This window comes from Cloacibacillus porcorum (genome assembly GCF_001701045.1).
Lineage (GTDB): Bacteria > Synergistota > Synergistia > Synergistales > Synergistaceae > Cloacibacillus > Cloacibacillus porcorum.
The window spans coordinates 893,342-908,453 of sequence record NZ_CP016757.1 but is presented as its reverse complement, the minus strand read 5'-3'; the positions used below and the strand labels follow the sequence as shown (position 1 = coordinate 908,453).

14 protein-coding genes and 1 other annotated feature (1 of these 15 only partly in view) are annotated in these 15,112 nt (G+C 51.6%); of the genes, 8 read left to right on the top strand and 6 right to left on the bottom strand.

The window, feature by feature from the left end:
• Positions 1 to 2: 2 nt before the first annotated feature.
• The 4 genes from BED41_RS16715 to BED41_RS04075 form a co-directional block, all read right to left on the bottom strand.
• A complete protein-coding gene (locus BED41_RS16715; RefSeq protein ID WP_229712389.1) occupies positions 3 to 704 on the bottom strand; it encodes an AIPR family protein in 702 nt (233 codons plus the stop codon).
• A gap of 213 nt (positions 705 to 917) precedes the next feature.
• Positions 918 to 1,253, bottom strand: coding sequence for a hypothetical protein (locus tag BED41_RS16710; protein WP_229712388.1), 336 nt, complete (start codon positions 1,251 to 1,253; stop codon positions 918 to 920).
• An 84-nt stretch (positions 1,254 to 1,337) separates the two neighbouring features.
• Positions 1,338 to 1,934, bottom strand: coding sequence for a hypothetical protein (locus BED41_RS04080; protein ID WP_066743360.1), 597 nt, complete (start codon positions 1,932 to 1,934; stop codon positions 1,338 to 1,340).
• A gap of 4 nt (positions 1,935 to 1,938) precedes the next feature.
• Positions 1,939 to 2,349, bottom strand: coding sequence for a helix-turn-helix domain-containing protein (locus BED41_RS04075; protein WP_066743358.1), 411 nt, complete (start codon positions 2,347 to 2,349; stop codon positions 1,939 to 1,941).
• A gap of 139 nt (positions 2,350 to 2,488) precedes the next feature.
• Between BED41_RS04075 and BED41_RS04070 the strand changes: the two genes are divergently transcribed.
• The 4 genes from BED41_RS04070 (at position 2,489) to BED41_RS04055 (ending at position 6,968) form a co-directional block, all read left to right on the top strand.
• Complete coding sequence (locus BED41_RS04070) at positions 2,489 to 2,677, top strand: helix-turn-helix domain-containing protein (protein ID WP_066743356.1); 189 nt, start codon at positions 2,489 to 2,491, stop codon at positions 2,675 to 2,677.
• Between the two features lie 79 nt (positions 2,678 to 2,756).
• On the top strand, positions 2,757 to 3,701 hold the full coding sequence (locus BED41_RS04065) for a TAXI family TRAP transporter solute-binding subunit (protein WP_066743354.1): 945 nt from the start codon (positions 2,757 to 2,759) through the stop codon (positions 3,699 to 3,701).
• A 140-nt stretch (positions 3,702 to 3,841) separates the two neighbouring features.
• Positions 3,842 to 4,996 carry an alanine racemase gene (gene alr / locus BED41_RS04060; RefSeq protein WP_066743352.1) on the top strand — a complete coding sequence of 385 codons (1,155 nt, stop codon included), beginning with the start codon at positions 3,842 to 3,844 and terminating at the stop codon, positions 4,994 to 4,996.
• On the top strand, positions 4,986 to 6,968 hold the full coding sequence (locus BED41_RS04055) for a TRAP transporter permease (RefSeq protein ID WP_066743350.1): 1,983 nt from the start codon (positions 4,986 to 4,988) through the stop codon (positions 6,966 to 6,968). The genes alr and BED41_RS04055 overlap by 11 nt, the downstream gene beginning before the upstream one ends.
• 117 nt (positions 6,969 to 7,085) lie before the next feature.
• On the opposite strand, the gene BED41_RS04050 is transcribed toward BED41_RS04055, so the two are convergent.
• Complete coding sequence (locus BED41_RS04050; RefSeq protein ID WP_066743348.1) at positions 7,086 to 7,493, bottom strand: helix-turn-helix domain-containing protein; 408 nt, start codon at positions 7,491 to 7,493, stop codon at positions 7,086 to 7,088.
• A gap of 250 nt (positions 7,494 to 7,743) precedes the next feature.
• Between BED41_RS04050 and BED41_RS04045 the strand changes: the two genes are divergently transcribed.
• Complete coding sequence (locus tag BED41_RS04045) at positions 7,744 to 8,478, top strand: hypothetical protein (protein ID WP_066743346.1); 735 nt, start codon at positions 7,744 to 7,746, stop codon at positions 8,476 to 8,478.
• Between the two features lie 121 nt (positions 8,479 to 8,599).
• Complete coding sequence (locus tag BED41_RS04040; RefSeq protein WP_066743344.1) at positions 8,600 to 10,510, top strand: M14 family metallopeptidase; 1,911 nt, start codon at positions 8,600 to 8,602, stop codon at positions 10,508 to 10,510.
• Between the two features lie 150 nt (positions 10,511 to 10,660).
• On the opposite strand, the gene BED41_RS04035 is transcribed toward BED41_RS04040, so the two are convergent.
• Positions 10,661 to 11,776, bottom strand: a complete 1,116-nt coding sequence (locus BED41_RS04035; RefSeq protein ID WP_066743342.1) for a 4-hydroxybutyrate dehydrogenase — start codon at positions 11,774 to 11,776, stop codon at positions 10,661 to 10,663.
• A 436-nt stretch (positions 11,777 to 12,212) separates the two neighbouring features.
• Between BED41_RS04035 and BED41_RS04030 the strand changes: the two genes are divergently transcribed.
• Together BED41_RS04030 and BED41_RS04025 are read left to right on the top strand one after the other, a co-directional pair.
• Complete coding sequence (locus tag BED41_RS04030) at positions 12,213 to 13,001, top strand: amino acid ABC transporter ATP-binding protein (protein WP_066743340.1); 789 nt, start codon at positions 12,213 to 12,215, stop codon at positions 12,999 to 13,001.
• A gap of 116 nt (positions 13,002 to 13,117) precedes the next feature.
• Complete coding sequence (locus BED41_RS04025; RefSeq protein ID WP_066743338.1) at positions 13,118 to 14,698, top strand: ABC transporter substrate-binding protein/permease; 1,581 nt, start codon at positions 13,118 to 13,120, stop codon at positions 14,696 to 14,698.
• Between the two features lie 259 nt (positions 14,699 to 14,957).
• Positions 14,958 to 15,112, top strand: a binding site (T-box leader) (it continues 87 nt past the right edge of the window).

Sequence of the window (15,112 nt, the reverse complement as noted above, 5' to 3'; positions counted from 1 at the left end):
ATTTATGTTACTTTTTTCCCCTGATTTTTATAATAGTTCTTTCTACGGTCATAATATAGATTTCTATTTCTCAAGTACATCTCAATTTGTCTGTGAATACTATCCGTAGCTCTTAAAGATGCTTTAGGAATATTTGTTTGGCTATTTGTTGCTAGAATTATCTTATCTCTAGATTCTTCACTATCTGGAACTATTACTCTTACCAATATATTTCTTTTTTCTTGATTCAATCTCTCTATGGCGGTACAAAAATATTTATATATTTCAGTTGAAGTTTGCAACCCATTCACTATTTCAGGATCAGTAATTCCAATTTCCTTTCCAGTAGTCAAACTAGCCTTGGATGCTAGAATCGTTACACCATTATTTAACCACCAAAAATCTTCTGTCGATGGATTTTCAAGCGATTCTTGAATATCCTTATTAACTGACGTATGTCCTTGATAATCACGAACATTAGACTCAAAAATATGCTTTATTATTTCACCATTTTCATTAGTTATAAAATTAAAATAATCAGATAAATTTACAAGAGTAACAAACACGTATTGAGATGATATCGTAATTGGAGCTTCAGTAAGCTTTAAGAAAAACTCGTTGTTTGATTGGGTTCCCACAAGATCCATAAGTTTGTCGGCATTCACAAAAATAACATCTGCAGAGACATTGGGGTTAGGTAATAATTGCTTAATTCCAGCACGCAATTCTAATGATTGAGCCTGAACATTTGGATGTACATCAAGTCCCTTTGATACATAGTAAAACCTGATATCTATACTTAGGCTTTTTTCTAATAAGTCTTATATATGTATCATTGAACAATTCAAAAGCTTGAAGAATTTTCTCATTATACCTTCCTCGAAAATCGAAAATTTTGTGATTCAGATCAAGCAAATTATCACATACTGTTTTCCATTTCAAAATAACATCTTCATTGAAAGAATTAGTATTTTTGCCTGAATGATTGCTAATGTCAACTTTACATCTTTCATATACTTTTCTGATACGTCATTATCTTCTCTTATTAAATCATCATTGACAAATAAATATATACCATCACAGCCTCCGTCAGAGCCACCACCAGTAAGGCCATGTTCTATTTCTTCATAACTGAGATCGTAATCTTTTAATATCTGTTGAGCTACAAAAAATTCGAAGAAATCATCTTTTGATTGAAACTGTGAATATTCATCAAACTCTTGTTCTATAACTTCATCTAACAATATTTGATTATTGCTTAACACTTTACTCATAACAAACCCCTCCACGTATATTAGCAATCATCTAAAAGTAACATCCATTTATTATTTTCATACGTCCATTTTAATAGTATATAATTATTTTGCAAATTTTTCTAAATCATTAATCAAACAATTTCCAAGCGTAAATAATTTATTTAAAATCTTTAGGTCTTGTTCACACGTCATTTTCCACATGCGATAATAATTCCTTTTTATCTCACTCTCGTCTGTTGCAATTTCCTTTGATGAAGCTAAGAACAATTTGGGGCTATTTTGAACATCTTCTAACAAAGAGAAAACATATCCGTAGAACATCACTAATTTCTTCGATGCATCAGCCGGTAATAACCCAACATCCCCTATGCGTGTTCTATACATTGGAAAGGCGACGTCAAGGTTTATTGAAAATAATGGTAAGTCACTTAACGGCATAACATCATTTTCAATGTTTTTAAGAATGTTAATAAAAATTTTATGATATTCTCTAGCTTCCATAGAACTCAAAATAATTGTAATTTCTCCAGCAAATGCGTTAGCTAATGATTTTTGTTCCCGTTCGTAATTCTCTCTTATGATGGATAATTCGCCATTTGTTTTTACATATCCACCTACTATAACAGACAACAATGAAACAATTGCCGTTACTATAATACTTATAAATGTAACACACGACTTATCTTTCCACCAGCACATATTATTATCCCCTCTCCCTCACAGCCCGATAATATCCCGTGATCACCTTCTGGTCTCTCATGTATGTGATCACTTTTTCCTTCGCTATCTTGTCCAGGTCTTTTAGAAGAGCCACTATTTCGTTATCCAGCGGATCAGCGAACATCAGCTCTCCCTCTTTCGGTTCGGCGAGTCTGCCATCGGTTATCCGCCGTTCTGTTTCTGGAGCAACGGCGATTCCCATCTCCTCATAGGCGAGATCCATAACGGAGCACTTCAATACTTTTGCCACATTGGCTAGAACATCAAGGGGAATTTTTCTTACTCCGCTTTCGTACTGGCTCATCGTGTTCGGCTTTACGTTTATCAATCTGGCGAGCTCTCTTTGAGTCAATCCAACTCTTTTTCTTCTTGCAACAACCTCTTTTCCAATCATTATCTTTTCCTCCATTTATAGTTTCTACATAGTTTGAATATCACGGAATGTGAATTATTTAATTGACAGTTCTCGAATTCGAGACTATATTTAATCTCGTTATGTGATGTATGGAATTCTCAAAAAGGCGGTAATATCCGTGAACAAAAATGAGCTGCGGTACCTGCGTCTGAAAAACAACCTGACTCAACGGCAGATGTGCGAGATCATCGGGATCTCGTGCAGCAGGTATTCGCGTATTGAGAGGGGGTATGTCGTTCCAACTGAGGCGGAGTGTGAGAAGCTGGCGGAATATTTGGGGATATGTGAAAGAAAATGGCGTTCGTAACAGAGTGTGTCTGAAAAGTTCAGTCACAACAGCTTGATCTGGCACCGAGAATTTTTATTTTAACGGGAGGCGTATCTATATGAAAAAAGTTATCTTAGCGGTTTTGATCCTCACCTTTATCATCTCATCATCGGCAATGGCGGCAACTACCTTTATCACAATCGGCACGGGAAGCACCGGCGGTACCTATTACCCCGTCGGCGCCGGGCTTGCTAAGATATGGACGAAGTATGTTCCGGATCTTAAGGCCGACGCCCAGTCAACAGGCGGCACCGTCCACAATATTCAGTTAATGGAGAAGAAGGAGATCCAGGCTGCGACGATGGATAATAATTATTACAACGCCTACAACGGGCTGCTCAAATATAAGGGGCAGGAGCATAAATACCTGCGCGGGATGCTCCCCCTTTATCCTGAGCCGGTGCAGATAATGGTGGCTAAGGGAAGCGGCATCAAATCTCTGAAGGATTTCAAAGGCAAGCGTATCTCTATCGGCGCGGTGGCCAGCGGTACGGAGCTCAGTGCGCGCGAGCTGATCAAGGCCGCGGGGCTGGACCCCGATAAGGATATCAAAGGTGAAAATCTCGGCGTCGGCGATACAGGAAGCGCCTTCGCCGACAAGCATATCGACGCGGCGGTGATGCTCGGCGCGCTTGGAATGGGCGGCGTTGTGGAGCCGTCGACGCTCGGCCTTGTCGAGTTCATCGATATCCCCGACGATATTATTGAGAAGGTCATCAAGCAGTCGCCCTACTGGTTCAAGTTCACGATCCCCACAAACACTTACAAGGGACAGCCGGCCCCCGTCAAGACATATGCGGGGCCCAATATCATAACCGTCACGGCGGAGATCCCTGACGATCTCGTTTACCTGATGACAAAGACGGCCTTTGAAAATAAAAAAGACCTCGTTACTATCTCCTCCAATATGCAGAACATGACCCCAGAGGGCGCCAAGAACATTATGATACCTCTGCACCCGGGCGCTATGCGGTACTATAAAGAGATCGGCGTGATCAAGTAACTAACTCTCCCAACTCCGCTGAGGATGGGAGCGGTATATTATCCCCCGCTCCTATCCCCAGCCCTACACGCGCGGCGCGTAGTTTATATAACAATCAATCAGACATTCAGCAAGGTATTCTTCCATAAGGAGATGAGGCAATGGCCCCTGTCTTTCGCCCCACGTGGGTAGAGGTGGATTTGGAAACGATAAAGGAAAATTACAAGAATATAAAGAGGTACGTCTACGGCGCTGAGATCATCGCCGTTGTGAAGGCCAACGCCTACGGGATGGGGCTGCTGCCAACGGTGGGGGCGCTGGCAAACGCCGGATGCCGTTATTTCGCCGTGGCCACGCCCGACGAGGCCTTCGAGCTGCGCGCCTCCGGTTTTAGAGGCTCCGTGCTGGTGATCGGCCCGGCGATAGGCAGCTGCGCCCCGCTTTATGTGAAGCATGACATCGAGACCGTCTGTGCCGATGAAGGGTTCCTCGATCAGCTGAACGCCTGCGGCGTCGAACAGGGCAGGCGCGTAAAGGTACATTTCAAGATAGAGACCGGACTTGGCAGGAGCGGTTTCGCCCCGGAGCACTTTCTCGCAAAGGCCGGCAAGTTCTATTCCCTCCCCGGTATCGAGGCGGCGGGCATTATGAGCCACTTCGCCGTCGCCGACGAGGGGCGCAGCGGCTTCACGGAACGGCAGTTCGAACGCTTTTCCAGGGTATTGAAGACGCTTGAGGCCAGAGGCATAAACGTCGGCACGAGGCATATCTGCAACAGCTCCGGCACTTTGCTGTATCCGCGGATGCACCTTGACGCGGTACGCGTCGGTAAAATACTCTACGGCTTCTGCCCGAAAACCGTTGAAAAACCCGTCGAACTAAAGTGTTCTTTCAAGGTGCGCTCAGAGATAACCTCCATACGGATGGCCGCGATCGGCGAATCTTTCGGGTATGGTCTGCGTTATGTCTGCCGCGACGACGACCTTATCGCGGTGGTGCCGATAGGCTATGCAGACGGCTACAGCCGGATGTACATGGGAAAGAGTTACGCGCTGGTCCGCGGACACAGGGTTCCCGTCGTAGGCAGCATCTGCTGCGACCAGATTTTTCTGAAGGTGACCGGCGTGCCGGGGGCGGCTGTCGGCGACGAGGTCATCCTCGCCGGCAGGCAGGGCGAAGAGGAGATCTCGACGGAGGAGCTTGGCGGATATCTCGGGACAAGCGCCTGTGAAGCCTTCAATTTATTCAGGGGACGCATACCGCGCCTGTACAACATGGATAAGGAGCTTTCAAAGGAGAAGTTTGATGAAAGATAATGAAAATAAGAAAGTCGATCTGCTGGAAGAGCTTACGGACAGCAATGAGGAGATAACGAATCTCATCGAAAAGTACGACGCCGAGAGCAGGTACCGGACGCTGAAAGGACTGCCGGGCAAATTGATCAGCCTGTGGCTGGCGGCGATGTCCCTGTTTCACCTCGCCACCGCGGGGCTCGTCACTATGCCGCTCGCTATCCAGCGCGCGGTGCACCTGACATTCGCGATAACGGCGGTATTTATACTCTATCCCGCGACAAGGAGGGGCGCTAAGGACCGCACGCCGTGGTACGACTGGCTGCTCGCCGCCGCCGGATTCGCCGTCATCGGCTATATCGTGGTCTTTTTCAATGAAATTTCACGGCGAGGCGCCAATCCCACCGATATGGAGATATACCTGGGGATAGCCGCGATAGTACTTATCGTCGAGGGCGGACGCCGCATAGTCGGCAACGTGCTGCCGTGCCTCTCAATAATCTTCCTCGCTTACTGTTATTTCGGAAATTATGTTCCGGGAATATTTCAGATCAGGGGGTATTCGCTGAGCCGGATAATACAGCACATGTATCTCACCCCCGAGGGAATCTTCGGCCTCGCGCTTGGCGTATCGGCAACCTTCGTCATCGTCTTTATCATCTTCGGGGCCTTTCTCTCTCACAGCGGCGGCGCTCGTTTTTTCAATGAGCTCGCGCTTGCGGTAGCAGGCGGCCGGCCCGGCGGCCCGGCGAAGGTCGCCGTCGTCGCCTCCGGACTCCTAGGGACGATAAGCGGCTCTTCCGTGGCAAATGTCGCGACCACTGGAGCCTTTACCATTCCTTTGATGAAGCGCGTCGGTTATCAGCCCTATTACGCGGGGGCGGTAGAGGCCTGCGCCTCGACGGGCGGACAGCTGATGCCGCCGATCATGGGGGCGGGAGCGTTCATTATGAGCGAATTCCTCGGCATTCCATATCTCACGATCGCCGGAGCCGCCGTCATTCCCGCCTTTCTCTACTACGCGGCGATCTTCACAAACGTGCACATCAGGGCAAGGAAGAAAGGGCTTCAGGGGCTGCCAAAGGAACAGCTACCCGCACTGAAGGAGGTCATGAGGGCGGACGGACATCTGGTGATTCCTGTCATCGTCATCATAGCGACGCTCTTAATGAAATACACACCCCTGCGGGCGGGATTCATCGGCGTGATCTCCGTCATAGTCGTGAGTTCGCTGAAAAAGAACACGCGCATGAGCTTCGCCACCATATTTAAGGCTTTGGAGGATGGAGCGCGAGGAGCGCTTGGCGTCGCGATGGCCTGCGCCCTCGTCGGATTCATCGTCGGCACCTCTTCGCTGACCTCGCTCGGCCTCACCATATCAAACAACATTATCGAGATCGCGGGCGGCAATCTGCTTCTTACGCTCGTCATGGCGATGTGCGCCTGTATCATCCTTGGCATGGGGCTGCCGACCACGGCAAACTACATCGTATGCAGCACGATAATCGCGCCGGCGCTCATCGGTATGTCGGTCATGCCGCTTGCCGCGCATCTTTTCGTATTCTACTTCGGCATCATGGCGGACATCACGCCGCCAGTCTGTCTCGCCGCCTTCACCGGCGCGGGAATCGCCGGGGCAAGCCCCTCTAAGACAGGATTTACGGCGACGCGCATCGCGATCGCGAGCTTCATGCTCCCCTACTGCTTCGTATATAATCCCATGCTGCTGTTGCAGAGGGTGGTATATTGGGAGCTGGCCATTCTCGTAATCTCCGCTTTTTTAGGCGTGATGATGCTCGCCGGAGCGCTTGAGGGCTGGCTCTTCCGTGATCTTCGAGTGGCGGAGCGCGCCGTCATCGGCGCCGCGGCGGTCGCCGCGATACATCACGACATCACGGCAAGCGTATGCTCTATAGTCGTGCTTTTAACGGCGGCCGTTTATTTTTATAAAACAAAAAGCCTTGCAGCAAAAACTCGCTTAGAGAACAAATTATAAATAAACTACCGTCCGGAGATGCTCCACCATGCCCAAAGGCACCGCGCGCGATTGGCGCGTCCGTGCCTTTGGGCAGTTATACAGCCATGACAAAGTGGAAAACTTCACGCCGGAAAACTATCTTCTCCTGCGGACGGCGCTGTAGTAGACGGTAAGGCTCTTCTGATCTCTCATATAGGCGATGACCTTTTCTTTGGCGACTTTGTCAAGGTCTTTCAGGAGTTTAAATATTTCCGTGTCCAGCGGGTCGGCGAATGCCGGTTCGTCCTCTTTCTGCTCGGCTGCGCCTCTTATTTTTTCATCAAAGGTTTCGGAGCTGCCAGGAAGGGCAAGTTCCTCATAGGCGAGATCAACGGTGGAACATTTGAGCGCCTCCGCTATGCTCTTCAAAACGGCAAACGACATCTCATTTGTGCCGTTTTCATACTGGCACATTGTCGTAGGTTTAACGTTTATTAAGGCTGCTAATGCCTTTTGCGTCAGGCCCAGTCTTTTTCTTCTCGCACGTATCTCTTCTCCGAGCATTTTACGGCTCCTCAGTTATTTATAAGCTCTTATTCTTCCTCTTATTTAAATATCACGAAACATAAATTATTTAATTGACAATTTATGATTTATAAATATACTTATTTATGAATCATAAATTTATTTTTCATGAAGTTTACTGGTTCCAACTGAAGAGCATAATTAAAGGCATTTTTGTAAAGAAATAAGTTCAGTAAACACGGCGCGGCACATTATTCGAAAGAGAGTGATAGTTTTGCGACGTAAGTGTATGTGTATTGTCTTTTTTCTCAGCCTCTGTTTCAGTGGAAATTTAGCGGCCCTTCCCTCCGCCGCGGTTTCAGATCACTTGATTCCGCTGCCCGCAGTAAATTTTGCCTCATCATCGCCGCAAACCGCCTCTGTACGGCTTTCGCAAAGGGAATATGAGCGCGAAACGAAATCGCTGAAAGAATTATGCGACATCAAATATCAAAAGCTTCTCAGATCCCTCAACAAAGAAGAAAAAGAGCTGTTGTCCGCAAGTCAGTCAAAATGGAATATTTTTCTTCTTTCTCTGCAGAAGACTCTGACTCCCCAGCTCGACACTCCCGTGAAGGTTTTTTATGGCGTAAAAGGCAAAGAGCGGATAACCAATATATGCCGCGACGCAGTTATCGCCTCCTATAAACAGAGGATAAGCGATCTGGACCGCTGGACAAAGGGAAATTTTACCCCTTTGAAAATCACAGACACTGAAAAATCTCTACACCTCGAAAAGCGCAGGTTCAACGAGCGGGCCTCACGAAATATTTATCTGATGGAGGAGCGTTATCGGCGGGAGGAGTTCGCCTCGCAAAAGGCCGGGCGTGATTTCCGGGAGGCGCAGCTTTCTTTTATCAAAAAAATGACGGAGGACCGTCATTCTGTATCCGAAGAAGATCTTCTGATGCTGCGGCGGATGAATGACCTCCGCGTGCTGCAGGCGGAGGGGCTCGTCTTTTTCAAGCAGGAGAGAGAGGAATAACTGGAAAGATATTTCGCAGAGGGGGTGTGGTCATCAAAAAAAATCATAAAAACCATTGAACCGAGCGGAGTTCTATCCTGTTTAACTCGAATTTGTCTGGGGATGCAGAGGAGGTTATAGCGTGAAAAGGTCAGCAGTTATACTTTTTATCATCAGTACCATAATCCTAAGCGCCGCGGCGGCTTTCGCGGCAAATCCGCTGGAAGAGCTGAAGACGCCGGCGGAGCTTTCCAACTGGACGAGGACCACTTCGAGCGAAGAGGTTATCGATTATCTGACGCAGGTGGCAAAGAACAGCGGCGGCAGGATACGCATGGAGTTTATCGCCTGGACGACGAAGGGAAATCTCGTTCCCCTGCTGGTAATCGGCACACCAGCACCAAAGTCGCCGGAAGAGGTGCCGGCTGAGAAGGCGATCGCCTATGTGAACTGTAATATCCACTCCGGCGAGGTCGAGGGCAAGGAGTCGATGCTCATCTTCGCGCGGGAGGTTGCGCTGGGGCAGCATGACGATCTGCTCAAAGACCTTGTGATTTTAATTGCCCCGAACATGAGCCCGGACGGCAACGACGACCTCGGGACCTGGCGCCGGGGAAGCCAGTTCACCCCCGCGCTGGTGGGAACGCGGTACAACGGCCAGGGCTTCAACATGAACCGCGATATGACGAAGCTCGAGGCCTATGAGTCGCGCGCGGTGGTCGAGGTGATGAACAAATGGGACCCTGTGATCTTCGTGGACGCGCACGCGACAAACGGCTCCTATATGCGCCACGCCGTCACCTACAACTGGGGACTGCACCCAAACACCGATCCCGACATCATGGACTACAACCGCGGCGAGTTCTCGCGCAAGGCCATCGGCCCTGACTCGTACCTGTATAAGAAGCTCGGACATAAGTCGATCCCCTACGGCAATTTCGGGAAAAATTACAGCGGCAAGGTCTCCGAGGGCTGGTGGACTTTCGAGGATTATCCGCGCTACACGACGAACTACGCGGGGCTCCGCAACCGTCTCGCGATGCTGCTGGAGGTCTATTCCTACGACGACTTCAAGACGCGTGTGGATACGCAGTACGCCTGTATCTATGGAATACTTCAGACGGTGGCGCAGGACAAGGATAAGATCAAGGCCCTCATAAAGAGGGCCGACGAGCGGGGACTCGCGAGAACGACGGCTGGCATATCATCCGACGATAAGGTCTGCCTCAATTCGTCTCTCGCTACGCTGGACGAGATCGACGGCGGTTATGTCAGCGTCGATTCGTACGCCGTGGACAGCGATGATCTGGTTAAGCCAACCAGCACCGATTACGATGAGGACGGGTTCAAAACCGCCATTTACTTTGAGAAAGAGGCCGTGCACCACATCCCCTATTACGGCAAATTCGTACCGACCGGCACCGAGCAAATGGGGGCGCTCTATGTCCTCCGCCCCGGCGCCGACGACGCGGTGCAGCTCCTTCTCCGCCACGGCATCACCGTCGACAGACTCACGGAGGACGTGGAGGTAACGGACTTTGAATGGTTCAAGATTGATACCCTTGGTACAAAGAAATCGCTCTACGAGGGGCATTATATGAATGTCGTCTCCGGCGACTGGACAACCTCGAAGGACCTCACGATACCCTCCGGAAGCTTTGTCGTCTCAACTGCCCAGCCGCACGGCTCATTAGCCGCCCTGCTGCTTGAGCCCAAGAGCGTCGACGGACTCGTCTCCTGGAACTATCTCGACAAGCTGATCACGACTGAGGGGGCGCGCTACGACCGTTTCATGACCAGCGATTCAGTATCCAAAGCAAGGGTGGTATTCCCCATGTGGAAGTTCCACGAATTCAGCGTCATCCCGGCGTCAAAGCTGACACCGGTGGAAAAGCTGGCCCATGACGAAACACTGCCGGCCCCGATAGAATCGACAGAGCCCTACAAAGGCGGCTCCTCTTCGAGCGGCTGCAATGCAGGTGCGGCCGCAGGCGGTATGTTGTTGCTGGCAGCAGGCGGCGCGGCATTGATCAGAAAAAAGCACCGTAGGTAAATCAGTTATCACAGGCCGGCCCGCAATGTCCGGCTTTTGATAGAATGCAGTTGCTGGAAGGCGCGCCCGAACTACCGGCGCGCCTTCATAAATTCACCTCAGCAAATGGCTCCCGCAATCCCGCCGCCGCGCGGGAATGCAAATAGGCCGCTAATAGAGCTCTCTGTATATCTTCAGCACCCGTCCGCGGTCGAGAGGCACAAAGTTGTTCGCCATCAGCCGCTGCTGGCACTGCATCACGGAGTCGGCGAACTCGTCCAGTTCGTCCTCCTTTACGCCATATTCGCGCAGCGGTTTTTTCGCGAGTATCTTGTCCAGCAGAGTTTCAAGAGCCTCCCAGGCGCCGCCTTTGGGGCAGCCTAGCAGGGAAGAGAGGAAATCCATCATCACCGATATCTCTCCGTCATCTTTTATCTCGATGTAGTTCTTCATCACGCCGGTGAATACCGCGTAGTTGCTCTCTCCGTGCGGGACGTGGTATTTTCCGCCGAGCGGATAGGAGAGCGCGTGGACGGCGGCGCAGCCGGCGGTGCCGAAGGCGATACCCGCGTAGTTGGAGGCGGTGAGGAAGGAGCCGAGCAGCGGCAGGCGCGCCTCCCTGCCCCTCTCCGCTATCTCCAGATAGTTCTTTATGATTATCTCGGCGGTCCTGTAAGAGAGCAGCCTGGTGAAATCGGTGGCCTTTGGCGAGAGCGCGGACTCCACGGCGTGAACGAGCGCGTCTATCGAACTCGCGGCGAATACCTCGAAGGGCAGGTCGCGCAGCAGCTCCGGGATGAGCACCGCCTGGTCGGCGAAGAGGGCGTCTGATACGAGCCCCATCTTGGTGCCGAGGCGCGTGCGGTTGATGATCGAAATGTTCGTCACCTCGCTGCCGGTGCCGCAGGTCGTCGGCACGATGATAAAGCCCGCTTCGCGTCTGATATCGGAGGGGGCGGCGTACAGTTCGTCGGTAGTTTTGCCGCCGGAGGCCGCAACGATCTTCGCGATGTCGACGATCGTGCCGCCGCCCACGGCGATGAGGCGTTCGAAACCGAGCGCCATCACAGCCTCGATTATCCTGTCGGTCATCACGTCGGTCGGTTCCCCGCCGCCGAAGTCCTCCACAAAGAGGCTCTTGAGCGGCAGCCCCAGCGGGGCGAAGTATTTTTCATATATGGGACGGATGGTGAGTATGAAGTCCCCGCGGCCGAGGGAAAATTCCCCGGCAAATTCTCTGCAGTTTTCAAACCTGTGCAGCTCCGTCTTTAAGACTATCTCTTTCATAAACGCGCCTCCCCGGACAAGTTTTTATATTTTCTTTTATTATACTCAGTTTTCTCCGGGAGGATATCGGCGCTCTTCGCAAAACTATCTCCTTGCGCCACTGAAATGTTACCTGATATTTGCCAAATATTTACCGCAGCAGCCCCAACATATCCTTGCAATTAATCGGGAAAACAATTAAACTGTTTCTGCTTTATGCATTCTATGTCGCTACACGGAAGGGACGTGAGACGTAAATTGAAAAAAAACACTGGTGTCTGGTGTGTCAGACATGGAGCGAAACTCCAAAACTTCCGCCCGTTAACTTCACGCCGAACCGCTTTCGGCTTTATCGCTAAGGCTGCCGGTACGTCAGCTTTTGTGTTATATGGCGAATATCTTCGTATATGACACGCTCCCTTGGTCTTCGTATAAAAATCCAGAGGAGGGCATATAGATGAACACCATCAACAAACCATTGATAATAATCGAAAATCTCTGTAAGAGTTTCGAGGACGGCGACGTTCTCAGAAACATCAGTTTTACCATACGCGAGGGAGACCTGGCCTCAATAATCGGCCCTTCGGGCTGCGGCAAGTCGACCTTTCTGCGCTGCATCAACTGTCTTGAGCTGATGGACTCCGGCTCAGTCACCGTAGCCGGCGTCACCGTCTCGCGCAAGCCGGGCGAGGTGCCGAGCGACGAGATGCTGCAGAAGGTCCATGAACTGCGCACCGAGGTCGGCATGGTCTTTCAGAGCTACAACCTCTTTCCGAACAAGAACCTGCTGCAGAACATCATGCTCGCGCCGATGGTCGTCAAAGGGATGAAGAAGGACGAGGCCCACGAACTTGGCATGAAGATGCTCGAAAAGGTCGGCCTCAAGGGCTTCGCGCAGAAATATCCCTCAACGCTCTCCGGCGGACAGAGCCAGCGGGCGGCGATCGCCAGGGCGCTGGCGATGAACCCGCGCGTGATGCTCTACGATGAACCGACCTCGGCGCTTGACCCCGAGCTGGTCGGAGAGGTTCTTCAGGTCATGAAGGACCTTGACGCCGAGGGAATGACCCAGATCATCGTCACGCATGAGATGAAGTTCGCCAAGGACGCCTCGGACTATATCATCTTCATGGACAAGGGCGAGATCGTCGAATATGAGGACGGAGACATCCTCTTCGCCAATCCGAAGAACGACCGTACGCGCGCTTTCCTGCGCCATTTCGTCAACGCGGGGGTAACATGCTGATGAGAGCCGACGTCGTTCATACGCAAACAAGGCCTGTACATGAAGAGACTAAGCGCTCGCACAAAATCAAAGATTTTGGTTCGCCGCTTATTCGTCAACGCGGGGGTGACATGCTGATGAAAAAGTTAATCGCGCTTACCGCGCTTATCCTTGCGCTGCTTTCACCGGCGGCGCTATATGCCGGCGAGACCGCGGCGGTATCCGCGGACAGCGGCGAAAAAATCCTTCGCTGGGGCGGAGACTCCGAGGGCGGCTTTCCCTATATGTTCCCCGACCCGAAGGACCCCAAGAAGCTCATCGGCTTTGAGGTGGACATCGTCGACGCGCTCGCCGAGGAGATGGGGCGCAAACCGGTCTATGTCAACAACGCCTGGGACAACCTGATCCCCGGCCTTGACCGCAACCTTTACGACATCGCCATCAACGGGCTTGAGGTGACGCCGGAGCACGAAGAGGCGATCAACTTCTCGATCCCCTACTACAAGACCTACCTGCAGCTCGCCGTGCGCCGCAAGGATGATTCGGTAAAGAACCTCCAGGACCTTAAGGGTAAGGTCGCGGGAACGCTGAAGGAGAGCTACGCGCAGATGGTCCTCGAGGAGGTGGGCGACGTTGAGATACGCACCTACATCGTCGAGGCCAACACCTACGAGGACCTCGCAAACGGACGCCTCGACGCGGCGCTCTTCGACCAGCCCATCGCCCTCTATTCGGCGGGTTTCAACCCCGAGATCAAATTCGTAGGGCCGCCGATCGGCGAAATAACCTACGCCATCGCCATCCGCAAGCAGGACAAAGAGCTGCTGACGGAGGTCAACCGTGCGCTCGTGGCGCTGCGCGACAGCGGCAAGCTGCGCGAGATATATGATAAATGGAACCTCTGGACACCGGTAATGGCGACGGAGTTCAACGACTTCGACCCGCCGAAGTACGAGCCGGTCTACTACAACGAGTGGGCGGAGGCCCACAGGCCCAACCTGACGATGCAGAAGCGCATGGAGAGGTACTGGGACGCGATGCCGCTCTTCGCGAAGGGCGCTCTCGTCACAATGGAGGTCTCCATCGTCGCGATGGTGATCGCCATCTCGCTCGGCCTCATCCTCGCGGTGACGCGCGTCTTCGCGCCAGGCTGGCTCGCGCTGATCGCCACCTGGTATGTCGAGATCGTGCGAGGCACGCCGGTGCTGATACAGCTCTTCTTCATCTTCTACGGCCTGCCGTCGGTGGGGATAAAATTCTCGCCCTTCTGGGCCGGAGCGATCGGCCTCGGCCTCAACTACGCCGCCTATGAGGCGGAGATCTACCGCACGGGACTTTTCGCCATCCCCCGCACACAGTGGGAGTCGGCGCTCGCGCTCGGTATGACGAGATGGCAGGCGATGCGCGAGGTCATCCTGCCGCAGGCCGTCCGCGTCGTCATCCCGCCGATCACGAACGACTTCATCTCGCTGCTCAAGGATTCGTCGCTCGTCTCGATCATCACGATGGTGGACCTCACGAAGGTCTACGGACAGGTCTCGGCGACCTATTACGACTACTTCGGCCCGGGCATCATCGTCGCGATAATCTACCTGATCCTCGGCCTGCCCTTCGTGCGCTTCGCGCGCTTCACGGAGAAACGCCTCGCCGCCGCGGAGAACGACGGCAAGCAGGGACGCCGCGAAAACATCTACCGGAGCAGTACAAGATATCTGTAGGTATACACCGTAGTACGGTAACGGAAAAGATTTAACGTTCAATAAGAGGGCGCGGCCGGAAGCCGCGCCCTCTTTCATATATTCCGTGAGGCAAAGCGGCAGCGAAGCCGGTAACAGAACGACTTATCACGGGATATATTTATCCGCCGCCAGCCGCGGCGTGAAATTTTCAGAGATAACATTAACGTAAAAATACGTAAAAACATTAAGATAACTATTGACTTTCAAAAATGAATTATTATAATTGCTTGTCAATAAGAATAACGCAATGATGTGAAGCAGTAAGCAATCATACCGATTCAGAGAGGTGCCGGTTGGTGCAAGGCAGCCGAAGAGTATATTGCCGAACTCGTCACGGAGCGGCTGCGCAGAAGTTTTTCAGTAAGCGCGGACGGGTCCGCCCGATACAGCGGC

What these genes read in the sequence shown, in the direction of transcription:
- BED41_RS16710 (WP_229712388.1), bottom strand. Translation starts at nt 1,253, where the DNA reads ATGAGTAAAGTGTTAAGCAATAATCAAATATTGTTAGATGAAGTTATA.
- BED41_RS04080 (WP_066743360.1), bottom strand. Translation starts at nt 1,934, where the DNA reads ATGTGCTGGTGGAAAGATAAGTCGTGTGTTACATTTATAAGTATTATA.
- BED41_RS04075 (WP_066743358.1), bottom strand. Translation starts at nt 2,349, where the DNA reads ATGATTGGAAAAGAGGTTGTTGCAAGAAGAAAAAGAGTTGGATTGACT.
- BED41_RS04065 (WP_066743354.1), top strand. Translation starts at nt 2,757, where the DNA reads ATGAAAAAAGTTATCTTAGCGGTTTTGATCCTCACCTTTATCATCTCA.
- alr (WP_066743352.1), top strand. Translation starts at nt 3,842, where the DNA reads ATGGCCCCTGTCTTTCGCCCCACGTGGGTAGAGGTGGATTTGGAAACG.
- BED41_RS04055 (WP_066743350.1), top strand. Translation starts at nt 4,986, where the DNA reads ATGAAAGATAATGAAAATAAGAAAGTCGATCTGCTGGAAGAGCTTACG.
- BED41_RS04050 (WP_066743348.1), bottom strand. Translation starts at nt 7,493, where the DNA reads ATGCTCGGAGAAGAGATACGTGCGAGAAGAAAAAGACTGGGCCTGACG.
- BED41_RS04045 (WP_066743346.1), top strand. Translation starts at nt 7,744, where the DNA reads ATGTGTATTGTCTTTTTTCTCAGCCTCTGTTTCAGTGGAAATTTAGCG.
- BED41_RS04035 (WP_066743342.1), bottom strand. Translation starts at nt 11,776, where the DNA reads ATGAAAGAGATAGTCTTAAAGACGGAGCTGCACAGGTTTGAAAACTGC.
- BED41_RS04030 (WP_066743340.1), top strand. Translation starts at nt 12,213, where the DNA reads ATGAACACCATCAACAAACCATTGATAATAATCGAAAATCTCTGTAAG.
- BED41_RS04025 (WP_066743338.1), top strand. Translation starts at nt 13,118, where the DNA reads ATGAAAAAGTTAATCGCGCTTACCGCGCTTATCCTTGCGCTGCTTTCA.